Origin of the sequence: Achromobacter sp. NPDC058515 (assembly GCF_042721735.1) — a bacterium.
Classification (GTDB): Bacteria; Pseudomonadota; Gammaproteobacteria; order Burkholderiales; family Burkholderiaceae_B; genus Achromobacter.
The window spans coordinates 324,402-344,954 of record NZ_JBHXNI010000005.1 but is presented as its reverse complement, the minus strand read 5'-3'; the positions used below and the strand labels follow the sequence as shown (position 1 = coordinate 344,954).

Annotated in this window: 16 protein-coding genes and 3 pseudogenes; 13 read left to right on the top strand and 6 right to left on the bottom strand. The window is 57.0% G+C overall.

What is annotated here, in order from left to right:
- Positions 1-669 precede the first annotated feature (669 nt).
- The 3 genes and pseudogenes from ACFWP0_RS12330 to ACFWP0_RS12320 form a co-directional block, all read right to left on the bottom strand.
- Positions 670-975: a hypothetical protein gene (locus ACFWP0_RS12330; RefSeq protein WP_377842330.1), complete on the bottom strand. Its 306-nt coding sequence runs from the start codon at positions 973-975 to the stop codon at positions 670-672.
- Between the two features lie 20 nt (positions 976-995).
- Positions 996-2,136 (bottom strand): annotated as a pseudogene (locus ACFWP0_RS12325) (IS3 family transposase).
- 219 nt (positions 2,137-2,355) lie between these two features.
- The gene (locus ACFWP0_RS12320; RefSeq protein ID WP_377842328.1) at positions 2,356-2,658 is read right to left on the bottom strand and encodes a hypothetical protein; all 303 of its coding nucleotides are present in this window, start codon (positions 2,656-2,658) and stop codon (positions 2,356-2,358) included.
- Positions 2,659-2,876: 218 nt separating this feature from the next.
- Between ACFWP0_RS12320 and ACFWP0_RS12315 the strand changes: the two genes are divergently transcribed.
- The 8 genes and pseudogenes from ACFWP0_RS12315 (at position 2,877) to ACFWP0_RS12280 (ending at position 13,161) form a co-directional block, all read left to right on the top strand.
- Positions 2,877-3,371: a peptide transporter gene (locus tag ACFWP0_RS12315; RefSeq protein WP_377842327.1), complete on the top strand. Its 495-nt coding sequence runs from the start codon at positions 2,877-2,879 to the stop codon at positions 3,369-3,371.
- A gap of 45 nt (positions 3,372-3,416) precedes the next feature.
- Entirely contained in the window at positions 3,417-3,587 is a 171-nt protein-coding gene (locus ACFWP0_RS12310; protein ID WP_377842325.1) for a plasmid partition protein ParG, read from the top strand.
- Between the two features lie 309 nt (positions 3,588-3,896).
- Positions 3,897-4,592: pseudogene (locus ACFWP0_RS12305) on the top strand (transposase); the annotation flags it as partial.
- Positions 4,593-5,160: 568 nt separating this feature from the next.
- Positions 5,161-7,182 carry an alkaline phosphatase family protein gene (locus ACFWP0_RS12300; protein WP_377842324.1) on the top strand — a complete coding sequence of 674 codons (2,022 nt, stop codon included), beginning with the start codon at positions 5,161-5,163 and terminating at the stop codon, positions 7,180-7,182.
- Between the two features lie 238 nt (positions 7,183-7,420).
- Positions 7,421-9,592, top strand: a complete 2,172-nt coding sequence (locus tag ACFWP0_RS12295; RefSeq protein ID WP_377842322.1) for a phosphocholine-specific phospholipase C — start codon at positions 7,421-7,423, stop codon at positions 9,590-9,592.
- 1,523 nt (positions 9,593-11,115) lie between these two features.
- Positions 11,116-11,508 carry a HipA N-terminal domain-containing protein gene (locus ACFWP0_RS12290; RefSeq protein WP_377842321.1) on the top strand — a complete coding sequence of 131 codons (393 nt, stop codon included), beginning with the start codon at positions 11,116-11,118 and terminating at the stop codon, positions 11,506-11,508.
- Positions 11,481-12,374: a HipA domain-containing protein gene (locus tag ACFWP0_RS12285; protein WP_377842320.1), complete on the top strand. Its 894-nt coding sequence runs from the start codon at positions 11,481-11,483 to the stop codon at positions 12,372-12,374. Before ACFWP0_RS12290 ends, ACFWP0_RS12285 begins: the two co-directional genes overlap by 28 nt.
- Before the next feature lie 172 nt (positions 12,375-12,546).
- The gene (locus tag ACFWP0_RS12280; RefSeq protein ID WP_377842318.1) at positions 12,547-13,161 is read left to right on the top strand and encodes a LysR substrate-binding domain-containing protein; all 615 of its coding nucleotides are present in this window, start codon (positions 12,547-12,549) and stop codon (positions 13,159-13,161) included.
- A gap of 391 nt (positions 13,162-13,552) precedes the next feature.
- On the opposite strand, the gene ACFWP0_RS12275 is transcribed toward ACFWP0_RS12280, so the two are convergent.
- Positions 13,553-14,491: an arginase family protein gene (locus ACFWP0_RS12275; protein WP_377842317.1), complete on the bottom strand. Its 939-nt coding sequence runs from the start codon at positions 14,489-14,491 to the stop codon at positions 13,553-13,555.
- Between the two features lie 281 nt (positions 14,492-14,772).
- Between ACFWP0_RS12275 and ACFWP0_RS12270 the strand changes: the two are divergent.
- The 4 genes and pseudogenes from ACFWP0_RS12270 (at position 14,773) to ACFWP0_RS12255 (ending at position 17,081) form a co-directional block, all read left to right on the top strand.
- Positions 14,773-15,445, top strand: a pseudogene (locus tag ACFWP0_RS12270) (LysR substrate-binding domain-containing protein).
- A gap of 332 nt (positions 15,446-15,777) precedes the next feature.
- Positions 15,778-16,191, top strand: a complete 414-nt coding sequence (locus ACFWP0_RS12265; protein ID WP_377842315.1) for a hypothetical protein — start codon at positions 15,778-15,780, stop codon at positions 16,189-16,191.
- Positions 16,179-16,661 (top strand): AMP-binding protein, encoded by a 483-nt coding sequence (locus ACFWP0_RS12260; RefSeq protein WP_377842351.1) that lies wholly within the window; start codon positions 16,179-16,181, stop codon positions 16,659-16,661. Before ACFWP0_RS12265 ends, ACFWP0_RS12260 begins: the two co-directional genes overlap by 13 nt.
- A gap of 231 nt (positions 16,662-16,892) precedes the next feature.
- Positions 16,893-17,081, top strand: coding sequence for a phosphopantetheine-binding protein (locus ACFWP0_RS12255; protein WP_377842350.1), 189 nt, complete (start codon positions 16,893-16,895; stop codon positions 17,079-17,081).
- Positions 17,082-17,101: 20 nt separating this feature from the next.
- On the opposite strand, the gene ACFWP0_RS12250 is transcribed toward ACFWP0_RS12255, so the two are convergent.
- Positions 17,102-18,118, bottom strand: coding sequence for an NADPH:quinone oxidoreductase family protein (locus tag ACFWP0_RS12250; RefSeq protein ID WP_377842314.1), 1,017 nt, complete (start codon positions 18,116-18,118; stop codon positions 17,102-17,104).
- Positions 18,119-18,291: 173 nt separating this feature from the next.
- Here ACFWP0_RS12250 and ACFWP0_RS12245 point away from each other — a divergent pair, with 173 nt between their 5' ends.
- Positions 18,292-19,428, top strand: a complete 1,137-nt coding sequence (locus ACFWP0_RS12245; RefSeq protein WP_377842312.1) for a CaiB/BaiF CoA transferase family protein — start codon at positions 18,292-18,294, stop codon at positions 19,426-19,428.
- 8 nt (positions 19,429-19,436) lie between these two features.
- On the opposite strand, the gene ACFWP0_RS12240 is transcribed toward ACFWP0_RS12245, so the two are convergent.
- A complete protein-coding gene (locus ACFWP0_RS12240) occupies positions 19,437-20,426 on the bottom strand; it encodes an AraC family transcriptional regulator ligand-binding domain-containing protein (RefSeq protein ID WP_377842311.1) in 990 nt (329 codons plus the stop codon).
- Positions 20,427-20,553: the final 127 nt, after the last annotated feature.

Here is a 20,553-nt window from a genome sequence, read left to right as displayed (position 1 = left end):
GCTCTCTGTAAATCTGCTTTTCTTCAAGGGAGTCTCCGACTCATGGAGGCTCCGAAATTCTACCGGCTGGTGCCTACCTGAAGGGGGAGCTTACGCAGCGATCAGCTCACTCGACAATTCGATGGCTGAGGCTGCCAGGTCCGCAAAGGGGGAGGGGCGCACATTGTCATTTGGCACGGTCGCATCCGTTGGATAACAAGAACCCTAAACTTGAGCACCTATGGACACCCCATAACTCATTGAATTTATGGGCCTTTACGCCTTCATCACATGTCCATACCGGCAAGCGTCAAGCCTACGCGTTCGCCTACGCTAGCATTGATAGGTTGTACCCTCTAGCGATCGTCAGCCCCCGTGTGCATCTCATCTAGAACCTAACTCACATCATAAATAGAGGGCGATCGACATTTCCCCACAATTAGCTGCTCCGGACTTTTCCCTAGATGCATTGGATCTAGTATATTGCTGGATATCGAAGTGACAGACCGGATGAGATCGAGCACTTCCCGACAGCGAAATGCTGTACCTGCGCAAGGCGGGTCGCAAGCGGTATCCGGAGCTCTAGCACGAACTGCCGGGTAGCAAAAGCAGGCTCGTATCCGCGTGAGCCGTCAATCCGAGAAGAGGTTGTGGGACGGATCGCCGCCGAGCGGCGATCCGTTGCCTTGATCACAACGGCCTCGTGCTTGCACTTGTTGTCGAACGGTCGCACTCACGTCGTTGATAAGGGATATTGCGCTGACCTAACCCGATCTTCATATCTTGATAAACAGGCAGAGCGGAGTCTGGGTCAACGATCTTGAGTACGGCGGCGAACGGCATGCCCTCGGCAGGAAACCGTTCCGACGATGTGCGCGTCAGGTACTTGAAGCACACTCGCCATTCTGACGAGGTGCCGACGCCTTTCGGTGAGCGGAACTTTATCTGCTTTACTGTTCCCCATTTCAGCCCCTCGTCAATTATGTGCTTTTCCATGGCCTGACCCTAACCCCGAATTAGTCCGGATCAGAAGTAGAGATTTCCGGCTCATTGAGGTTGGCATTTTGGCCTTCGGCCAAATGCTGGCGCGCGTATTCGGCAGGTGCCTGCCACTTCAGCGCGGAGTGGGGACGAACCTCGTTATAGTACGTCCGCCAGGCGTCGATTTTCTCCTTGGCATCGGCAAATGACAAGAACCAGTGACTGTTCAGGCATTCCTGACGGAAGCGGCCATTGAAGGATTCGCACTGTGCATTGTCCGTCGGCTTGCCGGGCCGGCTGAAGTCTATTTCCACCCCGTTTTCGTATGCCCATTTGTCCATTGCTTTGGAGATGAACTCGCTGCTGTTATCGGTCTTGATGACGCGCGGCAAGCCGCGCATTGCGCATACGCGCGTGAGCGTCGCCACCACATCGTCACCCCGCAGGTTTTGCCCAATGTCGATGGCCAGACATTCTCTGGTGTAATTGTCGACCAGAGTCAACGCACGCAGGCGGCGACCATCGAACAATTGGTCCATGACGAAGTCCATGCTCCAGATGTCATTAATGGCTTGCGCGACCGCTTTGGGTTGGCGACGTTGCGCGGACTTATTGCACTTGGGGCGCTTGTGCCGCAACGACAAGCCTTGCTCGCGATACAAGCGGTATACCCTTTTGTGATTGTCTCGATAGCCTTCACGACGCAGCATCACGTGGACGCGCCGATATCCGTAGTGCACCCGGGTATGTGCGATCTCGTGGATTCGCATGACCAGGGCGCCACTATCGCGTCGGCACGATTCGTAGCGATACAACGATCGGGAAATCATCACTACGGCACACGCTTTGGTCACGCCTACGCCGTAGCGCTTCATCAGATCGTCCACCAGTAGACGCCGTCGCGAAGGCTTCAGAGCTTTTTTGCCAGTACGTCCTGCAACATCGCCTTGTCCAGCGACAGGTCTGCGACCAGCCGCTTGAGGCGATTGCATTCCTCTTCAAGCTGGCGCAGTCGTCGCAGCTCCGAGGGACCAAGCCCCCGAATTTCTTCTTCCAGTTGTAGAAGGTGGCTTCGCTCACCCCCATCTTGCGGCAGACCTCGGGTACGGCCGTTCCCAGTTCGGCCTGCTTCAGCGCAAAGGCGATTTGCTCTTCGGTGTATTTCGATCTCTTCACGGCATGGCTCCTATTCCATATGGTGAAACATGCCGGATTTCTCTAATTTAGATCGGTACTAAAAACTGGGTTAGGGTCACCCAGTAAATGCTCCCCCAACAACTCCGGAAACCGTCTTCAGACGCAAGCTTGGGGGAACAGGGCAACGGCGATGATTGGGTGCGATGAGCACCGGCGAACATATCAGTGCGTGCGACCCAGTTTAAGTCCTGTGCCTTTTTATTCCAATTCGGTTTGTACGTTAGCCAAATCCAGGGCTTCTTGCTCAGAGAGCTCAGGTTGCTGGTCTACGGCCCGTTGTTCAAGACGTTGTTGTTTCAGCAGGCGAATGAACAAGACAAGCTCGCCCGACTCGTCCAGGTGGCGCAAAGCGTCAGGGCTTTTTTGTGCCCAGCGGTCGAGAATTCGATAGCCCCTCAACGAATAGAGGGGCACGCGGCGCAAGGTCAGCAGGGTTTCAGGCTTGAGAACGTTGGTTGCAGTTGTTAAAGGTGGACTTAAAGGCGGAAGATGTTCTGTCACTTTTTATTTGCAAAATGAATATTTGAGGCTATACTTAAATGAGTGTTTAAGTATTTACTCATTTTATCATGCGGGAAAAATGCAGATAATCACCGTGCTGAAGCAGAAAGGCGGGTCGGGCAAGAGGACCATCCTCCCCCTTGGCCCTGTTATTGAACGGAGCCGACGTACTCCTAGTGGATTCCGACCCGTAGGGCAGCGCCCGCGACCGGGCAGTCGTGCGTGAAAGCCAGCCGTTTATGGTTGTCGGCATCGACCGGCCCATCATCGATCGAGAGCTAAAGAACGTGGTCAGCAAGGACTACGCTGCGATCGGCGGCGCGCCCCAGGCCGCCGACCCGGCTGTATCCGCCATCAAAGCCGCGTCTTTGATCTTGATTCCGGTTCAATCTTCGCCATATGAAATTTGCGCAACGAGTGACCTTGTGGACCCGGTGAAACGGCGCATTGATCTAACCGACGGCAAGCTCCAGACCGCGTTTGTGGTGTCGAAGGCCATCCAAAGTCACACGGATAGGGACCGAGGTTACCGACGCTCTCACTGGTTACGGCCTGCCGGTGCCTGCAGCCCGCATTACGCAGCGAGTAAGCTACGCCGCCAGCGCCGCAGCCGGCAGACGATCCTGGACACGGAGCCAGACGGCGATGGTGCGGCCGAGGTGCGCGCCCCGCTGGCCGAGATTAAGAAAAAACTAATTGGGGGAATTGAGTAAATGAGTACAAAGGGAACCTTCAGCGCTGGTCGCCCCAGCTCGAAGATGGCCAAGACCGCGACCCTAGCCAGCTTGGCCGACACTCCGGAAACCAAGCGCGTCAATTTCGACCTGACGGCCGAGCAACACGCAAAGCTCAAGATGTACGTCGCCAGACACGGCACCACGATCAAAGAGCTATTCGCCGCCTACGTGGATGGGCTGCAGGATAAGTAAATTCTGAATTGAGTATTTGATGATGTAATAAAGCGTCGCGGTTAAGGCAATTCTTATAGCTCGCGCGCCCTCTCCTGCCAAGCGAGTTTATTGACAGGGCCGTCAATAGACTACTCGATTGCCTCTACCAATAATGACTGACCGAATGAAAGCGAGCACTTTCCAGCGGCGAAAGTCGTATCCGCGCAAGGCGTGTCATAAGGTGGTGTCCGGATCTGCCTTGCTAAAGACGACGCGGCACCTTAGGGGGACCTGCCCAGGATTCTGTGTGCGGGGCTTATCACGAAGAATGAAGATCATGGATTGCCGATGAAGAAGGAGCGCACAGCGGTCGCTCCGGCCGAGTTGCTGGGTCACCTGGCTAAAGGACCGATGACGCCCAGCGAGGTTTAAGACTTGTTCCCGTCGTTCCAGAAGACATTGATCAAGCGGACGATGGCCGCGGAGATGAACCTGCTCTTAGGATCTCGGCCAAGTGAAGACAAGCCCGAAGGCCAGGTCAAAGAGCGCAACGGCGCCAGCCGCAACACGCTGCTTACCGAACGTGACCCTGTGCGCGCCGAGCTTCTCCGCTACCGGGACGGCTCCTTCGTCTCGATCCCGATCCCCAAACACAAACGGCGCTTCACCGGGTTCGATGACCGGATCATCGCCATACACGCCCGAGGCATGAGCGTACGCGAGATCCAGGCGTTCCTGTCAGAGAGCTACGGCACCGAGATTTCGCCTGACTTCATCAGCTCGGTCACCGACGGGGTCATGGCCGAGACAATCGCCTGCCAAGACATCCTGATCACCGTGGTCGACGACCTGAAGGGCCTAGCCGATACCATCGGCACAACCATCCCGCGCACGACCGTGCAGACGCGCATCGTGCATCTGATCCCCAACTGTTTAGATTACGCGGGATGGAAGGATCACTAGACCGTGGCCGCAGCTCTGCGCCCGATCTACGCCGCCGTCAGTGCGCAGGCTGCCAGCACCAATCTACACTCGCTCGTTGAAACGGCTCGCGCCAACGACATTGAGGCTTACCTCTACCCGTCTGCCGAACTCCGCCGGACGCAACTCTAGTTCGGAATGCAAGAAACCCGCCAGCATTCGCGTGGCGGGCTTCTTGGGATAGGCTTCTGAGGGAATCTATCTTACATAATTTTAGCAGAAACTTTTCAGCGCAGTCGAAATCTGACCGATCTTCATCATTGGGTCCTAACCGTTTGTCCTATGGTTCCCGATGCTACCTGAATTGTCCCGTATCAACACTAACGCTGCTTCCCAGCATTCCAGTAATTGCAGCGCACATCGAGATCGCGAGAGCGGCGTTCTGCCCACCTCCCGAACCTGATAACTGATAGTAGCGACGTTTCCTGATGGCCGCGAAATCGCGGCTACCTAGTCATGTACTAGCGCACGATCATTGTTGCTTTCGAGTAATTTCGATGATCACTTCGCGTCGAATGGAAACAAATTCTGATTCTAGGATCAAGATTCTTCCGTTTAGTTTCACCTAAATTTCACTTTCGACTGCCACTCTGTCGGCTGACATAAGACCGAACTCACCGAAAGAGAGAATATGTTAATGCAGTCATTAAGTTTGAGAAGATGGTGCGCCACGCTGTTGGCCACTAGCGCATTGGTAGGCTGCGGAGGTAGCGAAGATGACGACGACGGCGCTGTGGTTCCACCGACGCAGCCGCCCACCACCGAATCCGGCCAACCCAGCGTCGACAAGGTCGTGTTCATTGGTATAGATGGCCTGACCTACGATGGGATGATGCGCGGTTTGTCCGACAAAAGCTTGCCGAATATCGGCCAACTGACTGCGACCCGCGCCTGGACTGGCGGCATGACGGGGAGTACGACGCAGCAACCTACGTTACCCGCGCCAAGCTGGGCGACATTGCTGACGGGGCAATGGGCCGACCAGCACGGTATTCGCTTCAACAGCGGTGATCAGGCACTTGCCTCGCCCACGTTGTTCCAGCGCGTCAAAGCTGCGCTACCTGACGCGCGCACGGCCGCCGCCTTCAATTCGACCTTACTGGCAAATCTGTTGAACGCAGATCGCGATGCCGGGTATCTGCAAACCTTGACAGATTGCGCAGGTCAGGATGATTGCGTCGCATCTCAGGCGCGCGACCGCATCGCGGAGGGTTATGACGTCGTGGTGGCGCAGTTCGGAGCTCCCGCGCGCATTGCTTCCGAGGTCGGCTATGGTTCGTCGTATGACGCATCCATTCGCCAAGCCGATGCGACCATTGGTGCGTTGACTACGCAGATTGCCGACCGCAAGGCAGAACATCCCAACGAGAACTGGATGGTGATAGTTGCCTCCAGCCATGGTTTGGGCAAAGCTGGTGCTATCGATGGTAGCCCACTGTCGTCAACCAAGACCATCTTTCTGGCGTCGAGTCGACCGAATTTGCTCGGAGGCAGAGCCGATGACGCAGCGTTGGATGGGGTATGGGACAGTAAATGGTACGCGCTGCCGAGCGGCGCTGACTTGGCGCCTACTCTGCTAGATCACCTTGGTGCGTCGCCCGTTGCTGCGGCTTACGACATGGCGGGTGCATCACTGTTCGAACCATTGGCATTGCGCCGTACCGCAGCTCGCACAGCTACGGACAATCGGAGTGTGACGCTGAGCTGGTTACGTGTGGGTGAGCCGGCCGGAGAAATCGTCGTCGGCCGCAATGGTGTGGAGATCGCGCGCCTACCGGGCACGGCCACCGAATACATAGATAAAGACCTAGCCTTCGACACCGGCGGTGTACATACGGTGACCTATAGCGTCTCTATGGGGTCGGTGGTCAGCGCTGCGAGTACCACCGTGAACTACTTCAAACCGCCACCTCTGCTCGCCTCGCTGCGCACGGGGCTGACGATGTTGTTTCCTTTTGAAGGCAACTTGACGGATGTAGCTGCTGGCGGTGGATCCATCACGCCTTTCGACGGAGTTCAGACCCCGACATTCGAGGACCCCGGCGTATTCGGCAAGACGTTCAAGAATATGCGCAGCGCATCACCCGTCGGAGGCTTCAAGCTGAACTATCCCGCAGGAATGCTCAATGCGACGTCAGCCTTCACCATCGGATTCTGGTTTCAGTCCGATGGCATCTCCACTGACCGGGCCGTCTTCGGAAACAAGGACTATAACGCGTGGATCAACCCCGGAATCATGATTGGGCAATGGACAGGTGGAGGTGCAATGCTGTACTTCAACCTGGCAGACGGTAAGCATGAAGTCGACATCAGTGAAATCAAGTTCACGCCCAATAAGCCGGTGTATGTCGCCTGGACCATAGATTCGGCGGCTAAGACTTCGACGGCTTACGTCTACGACAGCGAGCGCGGCTTTTCGAGTACGACCAAGGGAACCGGCTCCGTAGACCTCGGCCTCGTCGCAGGGGTACTCGGGCCGCACTTCGGTTTGAATGAAGACGGCGCCGGCACTTATGGCGTGTGCTGCTCCTATGGCAAAGGTCCGTACACGATGTACTTCGATGACCTCGCCTATTGGTCACGCGCCTTGACCGAGGAAGAAATTAAGTCCCTGGCGCTGTCCGGCAAGTCTGTCTCCGAACTGTTTCCCTGATGTTCCAAGGATAAAGAACTATGAGCAAGTTCATGACCCTGCGTGGTCTTCTGCGCCTGGGCGCGGTGTTGATGCTGAGCGCCACGTTGACCGCTTGCGGTGGTGACGATGGCGATGACGACAACAGGGTCCCGCCCAATGGAGGCCAGCCTGATACTCCAATGCCGGCACCCTCCAAACCTGAACTTCGTTGCGCGCCTTGAGGCGCCCCTGCTTCAGATTCATAGGAAAAGCATTCGTGAAGTCCGATAAAGATCCTATCCACGCCGGCAAGCGCCGCTTTCTGCGCAATGCCGCCGCTTCCGCCGCCGGCCTGACTGCGGTGTCCATGTTTCCGCCGGCCATTCGCCGTGCGCTGGCCATTCCGGCTAACAACCGCACTGGCACCATCAATGACGTGGAGCATGTGGTTATCCTCATGCAGGAGAACCGCTCGTTCGACATGTACTTCGGCACCTATCGGGGGGCACGCGGCTTTGGCGATCGCTTCACCATTCCGCTGCCGGAGAATCGCTCGGTCTGGGAGCAGAGCAATGGCACGCGCATCGTCATGCCTTATCATTTGGATAGTACGCAAGGCAATGCCCAGCGTGTAGCTGGCACACCCCATGACTATGTGGATGCGCAAATGGCTTGGGACGGCGGTCGCATGCAGCAATGGCCGAGCTACAAGGAAAACCACTCTATGGGCTACTACCGGCAGAAGGAGGTTGAGTTTCAGTTCGCGCTGGCGGACGCGTTTACGCTGTGTGATGCCTACCATTGCTCTACGCACGGAGGCACCAACACCAACCGGCTGTTCCACTGGACCGGCACGAATGATCCGCTGGCGCAGGGTTTCGGCCCGTCCACCCGCAACCAATGGGATGAATTGGGTGCGTCATCCACAGGCTGGACCTGGACGACATATCCTGAACGCCTGCAGGCAGCCGGCGTGAGCTGGAAGGTGTACCAAAGTCTGCCGGATAACTTCACCGACAATCCCCTGGCCGGATTCAAACAATACCGGCGCGCCAACGAATTGGCCGGTAACAGCGCCAACGGTTCGCCGTATCCGGCCTGGACGCCTGCAGCCGATGCGACCAACCCGCTCTACAAAGGTACGGCCAACACGATGCCGGATGGTGGCTTCCTGCAAACGCTGCGTGACGACGTGATCAATGGCACTCTGCCTCAGGTGTCGTGGATCATAGCGCCTGCCGAGTATTCCGAGCATCCGGGTCCGTCCAGTCCGATTCAAGGGGCTTGGTACATTCAGGAAGCGCTTGATGCGCTGACAGCCAATCCAGACGTCTGGAGCAAGACAGTCTTTATCATCAACTTCGATGAGAACGATGGCTTCTTTGACCACGTACCGCCGCCCGCTGCGCCATCCCTAAACTCGGACGGCTCCATGGCGGGTGCGTCCACGATAAATACCGACCTGGATCGCCACACGCGTGCCTCCGATCTGGATCCCCCAAATGACCGGGTCTACGGCCCGGGCCCGCGCGTTCCAATGTACGTGGTGTCGCCGTGGACCCGCGGCGGCTGGGTCAATTCCCAAGCCTTCGATCACACCTCGGTGCTACGCTTCCTGGAAAAGCGCTTCGGCGTGATTGAACACAACATCAGTCCGTGGCGGCGTGCTGTGCTGGGTGATTTGACCTCGGTGTTCAACTTTGAAACACCCAACAACGAAAAGCTGCCGGACCTGAATATTCTGACCCGCACAGGTTCGGACAGTGAGCGCGCAGCGCAGCAGGCGCTTGCCGCCGTGCCGGTGCCGGCCCCGTCCAGCCAGGCCAAGCCCATGCAGGAGAAGGGTGTGCGATATTCCCGCGCACTGCCCTACGAGTTGCACACCAGTGGCCGAGCCAATGCTACCAAGGGCATCAAGGAACTGGTGTTCTCCAACACCGGCCGCGCCGCTGCCGTATTCCATGTGTACAACCGGTTGCGTCTGGATCGCCTGCCTCGGCGCTACACGGTCGAACCTGGCAAGCAATTGGAAGACGGCTGGGATGTTGCTGCTGACGGCGGCAAGTACGACCTGTGGGTGTTGGGTCCCAACGGCTTTCATCGCCATTTCACGGGTGATCTGAACCACGCGCGGACAGCGCAACAAAACGCTGAAGTTCGTGTGTGCTACGAAATCGCCAACGGTGATATTTACGTCACCTTTATCAATAGCGGCACCGCACCGTGCACTTTTGAAGTCACGCCCAATGCATACTACGCTAACCACGAGCGCTGGTCGTTCACGGTTCCAGCCGGCGGGCAGATAGAGCAGCACTGGGCGCTGGCAGGCAGCTATGCTTGGTACGATTTTACGACGCGTCTGGCGGACGATCCATCTTGGCTGCGCCGATTCGCTGGCCGAGTGGAGACCGGCAAGTCGTCGATAACCGATCCGGCGATGGGCGAATAGCGTTCGTGCTGTGAGATTGCGAATCTCGCACGCGAAGGATCTTCGCGTGCGAATCGCAGATCGTCGCAGCAAGGGGTCGCGCGGGTCTACCATAACGATGGGCGCGCGCCAGCGATTCCGGGGCCTCCGGGACGCAGGCTACCGTCGACCCCTGATTATGTCGTGATCGCCATGTCGGAAATTGATCAAAGGGAGGAGTTGAAACCAACCCAGCCCGAAAGATCAGTCCGCCCAGCCCCCCTTAATGAGGCTGTTTCGGCATTCATACCCTGCATAGAGCGTTATGTGGAGAATTGAAAGCTGGCCTTAATCGTTTAGAGATGTCGCAGCTCAACTCGGAATCGAAACTCGCACTCTGTCAGAGGCATCGACCATATACCGACGGCAAATTCCTTGCACAAATTTTTTTGAAGGGGAAAAGGTCACGCATCAACCCCAGGGTAAGCCTATGAGCATAGGCTCCATTAAATTGCGCCCGCTGATGCCGCATGCACAGATCGCTGAGTTGCCTCGATACGGTCTATTTCAATCTCACGAATATCTAATCTATCCTCCGCCGCTTTCACGTACGGATTGCGTTTCATTTTAAATGCACTCACGACAAATTGCTACTTCCGATTGGACATACATTGAGTTGGACGGCCATACCAGAAGCAGGGCAGCACCCGCCAGAGTGTTCGCTGCGACGTCCTTTCATTATGGCGTTCGGTAACGAAATATACAGTTTGGAAGGCAAAAGCACGAACGAGAGGCCGAAAAGGCTCGTATGTCGCTGTTCCCTGAACTGTCTGATAAATTCAGCTTCGGTCGGATGGATGATATTCGTACATGTATTGCCGCCCGAAAATAGTCTGCGCTGAATCGGCATCTTGCCGCGTTCGACTTCCGGGAATAGTTGACTATGCCCATCGACTCAAGAATGTCTGATGTAATCCTCAAACTTCCTGATCGCTCGACTTGTCGCGTGGAGCGCAGAATGGTACTAAAATTCGGTCCCGATGCTGCCCCTTCGCGTCAATTCGTATGCACCCTAGCCAGCGGTGAATTGGTAACGTGGCTGACTGGCGGAAAGTATCGCTTACCAGATGGTACGGTGGGCATAGCAGTGGCGCACAAGTTGCCGGGGCGCTAGAAGTCTAATGCCGGTCAGCTTCTTCGGCGATTCTTGACCCGGGCGTCAGGTTGTGCATTTACCATATCGCCGAACAGACAGAGTGGCAGTCGAAAGTGAAATTCGCATGACATAACATCGGTCGTACGATCAGAGTTCATTTCCGCCAGTGGCAGCGCGTCCCGATTGACGATGACTACATTCCTGGCGCATGCATAGGCACGTTCTTCACAACTGGGATCGAAGCAAGGCAGAACGACTGGTGGTGGCCCCAAGCCACTCTCCCCACCCCGAGGGCATTTGCAGTGGCTATGGGCTTGCGACCAACAAATGGCCGACGTTGGAGTGTCGAGCGTGAGCCGGCCGTCGCTCCCGAGCAGCGGCAAGACCTGTTAGCGCCAGGATCCAACTAATGACAACGTCGCGAGTCTTCGTCAACCGAATGCCGGTCGGTGTAGTCCGGCCGAGCGCGGTGGGGCGCTACCAAGTATTCGTTGAAAAATTCCTATCGCCAGGGGCTCATTTACTTGCGCCGCTGGTGCCATCAGGGAACACGGAGTGGCACTCATTGCCTCCCCCACTTCAAGTTTCCTTGCCTGAAGGTGCGTTCCGTCGCGAGCTCATTTCGCGCCTGGGGTGCACGAATCATCGCTGGGAGGATCTGGCGCTGCTAAACGCCGTCGGCCTCAATTTGGTTGGATCTGTAAGCGTCTCTCCCAGCTTTCTAAAGCTGAAAAGAGTCATTCGGCGGTGTTACCGTTGGACGCGGCACTTAACTTGTCCGACTCGGAGATCCAATCTCTGACGCTTGATAACAAGAAGACTTGGCCAGGACTTTCCGGTGGTTTTTTGAAGGTCTTACTATCCACCGTCCGAGACACTGCTTTGCAGACTATGGAGCAGTGGATCGTCAAATTTGGCGACGCCGATCGGCCAACTATCGTCATCATCGAATTCTTCGGAATGCGTCTGGCCAAAGCCTTTGGGCTGGATGTCCCGCAGGTCGTTCTTGCTGGCGAGGCCTCCAGACTTATGGTTCGCCGCTTTGACTTAACGGCAGAGGGAGATCCTCTTGCATTCGAAGATATGTGTGCCCTTCAGGAAGCGAACGCGGCCGACAAATTTTCCAGTTCGGCCGAATCAGTCGTTAAAACGATCGAAAGATTCTGCTCACCAGATACGCGAGCCTCTTCGCTAGAAGCCTTTTTTTGCCAGTATCTACTTGCCGCTGTCATTCGTAACGGCGATGCGCACCTGAAGAACTTTGGACTTCTTCACGGTGATAACTGGCTGGCAGCACTCTCGCCAGTGTATGACATGCTTAGCATGGCCGTTTATGCTCCACGCACAAGCAACGGTGATGCTTATGATGGAATGGCGCTGACGCTCGCGGGAGCCCGCAGGTGGCCAACCTCCGACGCGATTGCTCAACTTGGCGTCCGCTGCGCCGTTCCCCTTCAACAACAAGCGCATTGGAGAGATCGGCTGCGACACGCCCTTATGGGTGTAGGCACGGACGTCGTTGAATTTTCTACGCAAGCGCCTAGGTCCATAAGCTCAAGGCGCGCTTTGAAGCGGATGTTGGAGCTTTGGTCCCATGGGGCTGCACTACTTGATACCAAAACTCAATGCGAAATGATGAAGCTCGCCGTCTCAATACGCATTGACTAGGCGCCTCCGCCGAAAGCGGCAGCTAAAGCTAAAAAATTTACGGTCGGGACGAATCGAATGCGATCATTGATGATCGCCTCTATTGCCATCGTCACAGCCACCCTGCAAAGACAGAGTTGGAACACTAGCTATGTTCGATCCTGCACGATGTCCATGACGAGCAGAGTTAGGGGTGGAGGTCCATAGCCCCTTACTTAGGGGTAACTCGATCATTCCAAAGCTACTGCCAGCGTTCTATGCGGAGTATCCAGGTACGTACATAAGCATTCGCGATGCGAATGCGGCAGTCGTGACGAAACTCGTGCAGGACGGCGAAGTCGAGTTTGGGGGCACCACTCCGGTGCCGTTTCCTGAGTCGCTGAGCGTGCAAAAGGTAGCCGCATATCGCTTTCATTCGGTTTATGCAAAGCGATACCCGTCCAAGCCTTCCTCCAAGCGGGTCACTTGGCGCGATTTGGTCGGCCTTCCCGTGATCGGGCTTCATCCGCTTAGCTCGACGCGCCTACAGATCGACGGCGAACTCCATGCAAACGGAATCCCTCGACCCTGGAAGCTAGAAGTCGGCCAGCTTGCGACCATGATCAGTTTGGTGCAAAGCTCTGCCTTCGTGACGGTGATGCCAGCGATTTTCAATGCGCAAGAACATAACCTCTGCATCGCTCCCGTCATTGACCCCGACATCATTAGAGAATTCCAGACCGTGCACAGGACTGATGCGCCCCTCTCACCGCCTGCTCGGCTGATGATCGGTTTGATCAACGCCGAGTTTGAGACTGTGGCCACGTAAAGGGATTTATCTGCTACGCCCCGCGCCTCCTCCACTTGCCGAGTCACAGATCCTGGACCCAAAAACCTAGTCAGCCTGACTAATTTCGAGGCTGGATGGCACCTTTCCGCCAATACCTCGTCTCCCGGCTTGTCGCAGTCGGTACTCGGAACATGACTTGAGCCGATCGGAGATGCCGACCTCCGTTCAGGTTTGTAGTGCCGTGCGGACCAAGCCTGCACCGCCACGACCCTGGTCGCAGGGCGTAAAAACGAGAAATAAAGTCGGTCGCGCGGAATAAAGTCGGTGGCAGCGACAACTCCTGTTTCCAAGCGGTCGGGACGGCATGTCAGACCACCTCCCGACCGATTTTCTATTGCGACTAAAGAGGCCAGCGTCGCTCTAATTCCAGCTAGGGTGGCGGCATTGACCACCATTGGAGAGGCGCTGGCGCGAGGCTACGTGGGTCGCGGCGCCCGAGAAGCGGTAAAGAGCCGAGCATCTCTTTCAGCTTAATTGCATCCCATGGCAGGTGTTCCGCGATGCCCAGACCAACTACGTCGCCGACATTTGCAATGTCGGCGATTACTTGGAGCACTTGTTCGATCCGGAGCTTGCCTTGAGCAATTCCTTCGAAAGCGCCTGCCGGCGCGTCAGGATTAGCGAACAGCAAAGCCCTGAACTGCGAGGGATCAAGGACATCGAGATCAAGATGGATGGCGAGATGTTTGGCGCCAGTGGCCTTGAACCAATCCAGAATTGGCTGACTGCCTTGCTCAGCAAGTGCAGCAGGACCGAGATTTCGCAGGCCAAGGCGATTTAGCTCGCTAGCCTCCCAGTCCGAAGGGCTGTGCAGCCCCGCGTACATGGCGTTCTCGGGTTTGATGGGGCGCGTCACGGCCCGAATGAAGTCAGGATCACCGTTGCCGAGCAAGTTTCCCAAGACCATGGCATGCGCATGCTGGAACTGGGCCGGTGTCAGCAAATCAGGATGGGAGTCTATCCACAAGACCGCTAAGTCACCGGTGTAGCGTTCGTTCAGATAGGCAAAAGGGGCAAGATCGACCAGGCAGTCTCCTCCCAGGACGACGATGCGGTCAGGTTGATGCTTGTCGATCAACTCTCTTGCTGATAACTGCTGTTCGATTAGTTGGGTCCGGCCAACGATGCCGTTCTCAAGCGGCAGCGGTTCGTCACTGGGCAGCGTCACTTGTACGTCTTCTACTGGGCCGTTAGCCGCTGGTGCCAGCCAGGCTAATAGTTGAGCGCCGAAATGATATGGAGCGTTGTTGCCACCTTGCCATTGGGGAAAGTGCAGGCGAAGTGTTTTGGGATCGTAGGTAGGGAGCATGAGATCGGGAAGCCTTAGAGGCGTTACAAGCGAAGCAGGATCGTGCCTGTTGCTTTGCGGGAGAGGAGACGTTTGTAGGCATCGTCGAACGATTCCAAGTCGAACGCGCTGTCGATGACCGGTCGCAGTAAATCCTGTTTCACAAAGCTCATAATTGCGGCGAACGCGACGCTGTGCGGTTGATCAATCGCACAACCCGCAGGCAAGGTCTAACTGAGCTCGGCGAGCAGTACCTGGAGCGCTGTCGCTTGGTGATTGGTGAGGCGGAGGCTGCTGATGCGATGGTCAGCGAAGCCGTGAGCCAGCCAAGAGGAAGACTGCGTGTCAGCGCACCGCAGAATTACGGGGCGCCGGCCTTCATGGCTTTCATACAGAGCTATCTGACCACGCACCCGCTGATCGACATCGAGCTAGTACTGTCCGATACGTATGTCGATCTGATCGAGGATAGTTTTGAAGCCGTTTTCAGAGTTGGGGAGCCACCGATAGCCCTGGGGAGCTTGACGTCTCGTGTACTGCGTCCCTACAACTTTATTGCGTGTGCATCGCCAGCCTACATTGCCAGAAAAGGCATGCCTTGCCACCCCGAAAGATCTGCTCAACCACACGTGCATCAGCTACCTTTTCATGGACCGGCGGTATGAGACCGAGTGGACACTTACCCGGGACGGACAGACGTTCAAGGTGCCTATCGATGGTCGCCTGCGCGTGAATGACATGCGTGCATCGATAGCCGCTTCAGTAGGCGGCTTTGGAATCGTGATGGGCGCGAAGGAGAACCTTCAAGAGTTTGTTGCCAGGGGCGAACTAGTCCGGGTCTTGGAGCATTTCGACGGTCCGTCTAGGTCTTTGAGTCTCGTCTATCGCGCGGATCGACAGAAGACTGCCAAGTTGAGGTCCTTCGTGGAGGCTGCAGTCGAATGGTTCCGCACTACCCCGGCCATAGCAGGCTGACCCAGTCTCGCGTACTGAAAGAGACGCCCACTTTGCAGATTGGGTTCTTCACTTCACATTTTCCAGAAACTTTGAGATAAGTCCGTTGAGCGTCAATCCGAATCTGGCAGTGCTTCTCAGCCAATGATCAAGCTTGACTTGCGCAGGATTGGGTCGATTCAGGGCGCTTGCTATCAACCGGGGCTTCTGCATGGCGCATTAGCGTCCGATGGTCGGCGCAGCGGTAGCGGGGCCGGCCGTGGCAAAGGGTGCTCCAACTAAATTCCCACCCAGCCGGGGCGTCCAAAGATATGTGACCATGGAATGCCGCGCACTGCGATGAGGATGCCCTTATGAGAATGTTCAAGATGCTCTTGGCCGCGGCGCGCGGCTTGCTGCTGGCGGCAGTCTTGGCCAGCCTGGCGTACGGCGCAGCCAGCGTTTTCCTGCTATCGGCCATCAATAACGCCCTGCGCACGCTGCCCGAAGGGCGCGGACGCGGCGTGGCCCTATTCGCTGCCATGGCGCTCTTGATGGTGCTGGCGCAAACGACCTCCAGCGTGCTATTTATGCGCCTATGCCAGCGCACGCAGGCCAATCTGCGCTGGTACATCTTCCAGCGCGCCACCAGCGCGCCTTACCGGCGGGTGGAGCAAGTGGTCGAGAGGCGCGCGTGCCGGCGCTGTGGTGACGGTGCTGGGCGGGGCAGACGCCCAAATCGGACGACGTCGAGACGGCGCTCCACTCTGAAAACCTGGCCTGCCTGATCTATACCCCCGGCTCCACCGGCCTGCCCAAGGGCGTGGTCGTGGCCCATGGGCCTTTGCACATGCAATGTGAGGCCAGATGCCGGCTGTACGAGATGGATGCGGACACGCGCGAGCTGCATTTCCTGTCGATGGCGTTCGACGCGGCCACGAGCGGTGGATCAGCACGCTGCTGTGCTGCGGCTGCGCGATCCTGCGCGACGACGCCTTGTGGGCACCGGAGGAGACCAGCGGGGCGCTGCACCGCCGCGGCGCTATCAACACCGGTTTTTCGCCGCCCTACCTGCAGCAGCTTGCCCAATGGGAAGCCGCCGTCGATGCGCCTGGTTTCCTTCGGCGGCGAGGCCATTCCGCTCGCCACCTTCGAACTGGTCAAGCGCGCACTGTGGGCCGCGGTGACCAGCAGGTCAAAGTGCAGGGCAACCGCCAGCTCGCGGCCTACATCGTCGCGCACGCGGGGTGTCGCCTGATCCGGCGATCGTGCGGGACGTGCTGAAGGCGCAGTTGCCCAACTGTATGGTCCCACCCATATCGTTGTGCTGGACGCTTTGCCGCTGACGCCCAACGGCAAGGTCGACCGGAAGGCGCTGCCTGAACCCGCGTCGCCCCGCCGCGAACACCGCCGCGCACCTCGCTGGAAGAAGCGCTAGCGCAGATCTGGCGCGAGGTTCTGCGCGTGGACGAGATCGGAGTGGACAGCAATTTCTTCGAGCTGGGGCGGCGATTCGATCTTGAGCCTGCAGGTGTTGTCGCGCGCCCGCAAGCTGCAATCGCAGGGATTGACGCTGAAGCTGCGCGACCTGATGAAGCACCAGACCATCGCGGAGCTGGCGGCGCTGGCATTGACCGCGCAGTCCCGGCGCCGCGGAGGTCCAGTGTTGGGTCAATGACGCCGACAATGACAATGGAATTATGCTGGCCCATCGGACTGTTTAACGCGAACTACCAACTTTCCCACGGCAGACCTATTCTCAAGGCTCGCGATCGCGCGAGGAGCTTCGCTGAATTCAAAGACTTGTGAAACCTTCGGCGAAATTTCACCTGAGCTCCACATTTTTAGCAGGTCGGAAACGTTGTTGGCATTAGTGTTGGGGTCGATATTCAGCAATGCCCGCCAGTCTACTCCCATCACCCGACCGCTTTTGAGTAGAAGTAGATTTAGCGGCAACGACGGTATGCCTGCGGCAAACCCGATTACGAGATGCCGCCCTCCGTGGGTCAGCGCCCGCACTGCCGGCTCAGTGTAGGCACCTCCGACCGGGTCCACGACAACGTCGAAACCCCGTCCGTTCGACAGCGCTTTAAATGCATCAGCAAGTTCCTTTCGAGCTGCGTTGTTTGTCAGTTCGCGAGGATAGACTAGACCGCCCTGGGCACCGCAGGCGAGCGCGAACCGCAGCTTTTCGTCATTGGACGCCGCGGCAAAAACCTGTCCACCTAAAGTTCGGGCAACCTCGACTGCGGCCGCACCAACCCCTCCCGCCGCGCCAAGGACCAGAACGCGCTCCCCAGTCCTAAGCTCGGCAACGTTACGTAAGGCATACAGGGCTGTGGCGTAAGTAAACATGAAGCCTGCGGCTTCAATGGGCGGCGTTTTCTCGTCCACCACGATGCACCGATCTGCCTCAATGGCAATCCTCTCAGCTAGCGCGCCCCATCCACACCTTCCGATCACGCGATCTCCAGCTTCGAAGTTGGCGACCTCGGCACCAGTTTGAAGGACTACGCCGCAAAATTCGCCGCCCGGCGCAAATGGGCGCGGAGGCTTGACTTGGTATAGATCTCGGATAAATAGTCCGTCCGGAAAGTTGATTCCTACGGCCTCCACGTCGACCAGCAGGTCCTTAGGGCCGAAACTAGGGTCAGGAACTTCTTCCAGGACCAGCGTTTCGGGCCCCCCTGCGACGTGGCTCATTAATGCTTTCATCTAGGTCTCCAAGCTTGTGTCGGTGCTCCTGATCATCTTCTTGGAGCGGGAACATGTGCCATGGCTCTGGGACACTATCATTATGACTTTGGGCGCGCGCATGCGAGAGTCATGAAACGCGCTACACAAGGTCATTGTGGCCGCGGGCGTATCTCGGCAACCTATGGGCGATCATGAAAAATCGTTTGGTACAGGAGAGTGATCCAATGCACGCCCCTAAGAGTTTCAGAAAAGGCCCGCTGCGAGACGTTCGTGTTGTGGAGTTCGCAGGTCTCGGGCCCGCGTCGTTCGCTGGGATGTTACTCGCTGATTTGGGAGCCGACGTGGTTCGAATAGATCGCCCCGGCGTCGCGAGTCCAGAGGCCGGCGCAACTCTTCGTGGGCGAATTCGGCTAGCGATAGATCTGAGGGAACCGGCTGGGCGCGAGCAGGCCACGGCTCTCATAGCCAACGCGGATGTCGTGATCGAGGGCTTTCGTCCCGGCGTCATGGAACGGCTTGGTCTTGGGCCGGAGGAAATGCTGACGATTCAACCAAGGCTCGTGTACGGAAGAATGACCGGTTGGGGCCAGCATGGCCCCCGAGCTCAGAGTGCAGGGCACGACATAAATTTCATCGCAGTCGCCGGTGCGCTGAACTCCATCGGGGACGGGGGGGCGCCGTGTCCTCCGTTAAATTTGGTGGGGGACTATGGAGGCGGCGCGCTGTACTTGGTGATGGGAATTCTCGCTGCCGTGCTTGATGCAAGACGAAGCGGCGAAGGGCAGGTCATAGATTGCGCGATCTGTGACGGGGTGGTCTCACTCCTTTCTCTGACTCATGGGCTGTTGAATGAAAACAGATGGAATGATGAGCCCTTTGCCAACGTTCTCGATGGAGCAGCACCGTTTTATAGGACTTATGAGTGTGCGGATGGTCGATTTCTTGCGGTAGGCGCGATTGAACCCGCATTTTACGAGGAATGGCTGACTCGCGCGGGGCTTGCGAACAATTCGCTCTTTAAAGACCAGCGCGATCCGTCGAAATGGGATGCGCAACGAGCGGAAGCAGCACGGACATTTGCCTTGCGTACCCTCGATGAATGGATGGACGTGTTCGCCAACTGCGATGCGTGCGTGACTCCTGTATTGTCGTTCGAAGAAAGCCGCGAGGAGCCTCATCTTGTGGCGCGAGGTGCATTCACCGACATTGGGGGGTACAGTCAGCCGGCGCCTTGCCCCCGGTTCTCAAAAACACCAACAACCGCGCGAGCAAGTATGTCGGCGGCTTCCGTGCAGGACGTGCTAGCCGACTGGTGTCGTACTGTGTGACGAGTGCATCAGCTAATCGTCTTTGCTTTGGAGCGAAACTCTCCGGGCGCCAGGCCGGTCCAGCGCTTAAACGCACGGTGGAAAGTGCTGTGCTCCGCGAACCCGAGCCGGGATGCGATTTGTTCCAAAGTGAAGCGGGGCTGGTTCAACAAGTCGAGTGCGATCGCGTAGCGGACTTGATCTCGAATCTGAGAGAAGCTTGTGCTCTCTTCTTCTGCCAGTCTTCGATGGAGGCTCACAGGCGTAGTGTTAAGTTGGCGCGCGATTGTCTCTAACGACGGGTTCGATGCGAGGTTTCGACGAACCAGCGTGACCACTTTATCTACCATCCGGCTTTGATCATGGTAGCGCGCGATTAAAGATCGTGGAGCTGCAGCAAGAAATCCGGCGAGGCGCTGTTTGTCGCCTATGATCGGAAGGGAGAGCAGACCGCTATTGAAATGGAGAGCCGTGTACTTTCTCTCGAAGTGTACGTTCTGCGTCTGGTAGATTCGAAGCGGTTCTGCACTGTGCGGCAATGGAGCAAAGCTAAATTCTATTGACTCTAGAGGTAATCGTTTGTCGGCGAGCCAACAGAGCAGTTGGTACAAAATGAAGACTGCGGCGCCAAGCAACGCCGAGTTCGAGCCGCTCGATTGGCGCATGGATCGAGAAGGGACGAGTTGAACTGTGGTCCTTCCCCCATGGGTCCTTGTCCTGACGGCAAAATCGTTCAACACTAAACGATAAAAGAGGCTGCCCATGTTCAACGCTTCGCCTAGTGTTGTGCATGTCACCAACATACGGCAGAGCACTTTGAAGGTCCCCAATGGGACGGGTTTTGAGGCCAAGCCCCAAAACTCGTCTCGGCTGCGTCGACTAAGGCCGACCAAAAAACTAGCGAATTGTTCAACCGTCAATCTCAAGCTTGGATCGTCCAAACTTTTCTGATCTACGCCGGCACGACGGAGCACCGCAGAAACTAGTTGGTCTGGCTGCCTCGAGCTCGCGACGAACATTCGCACAAACGCCCCCGACACGGGGGCGTGGGGAGCTGGGGGAGGGAGGGACACGCTGACATTCATCGGAAGGACCACGCAAGGTGCAATCCGCCGATTGTCACACGCCTTTCGCATCTACCGAAAA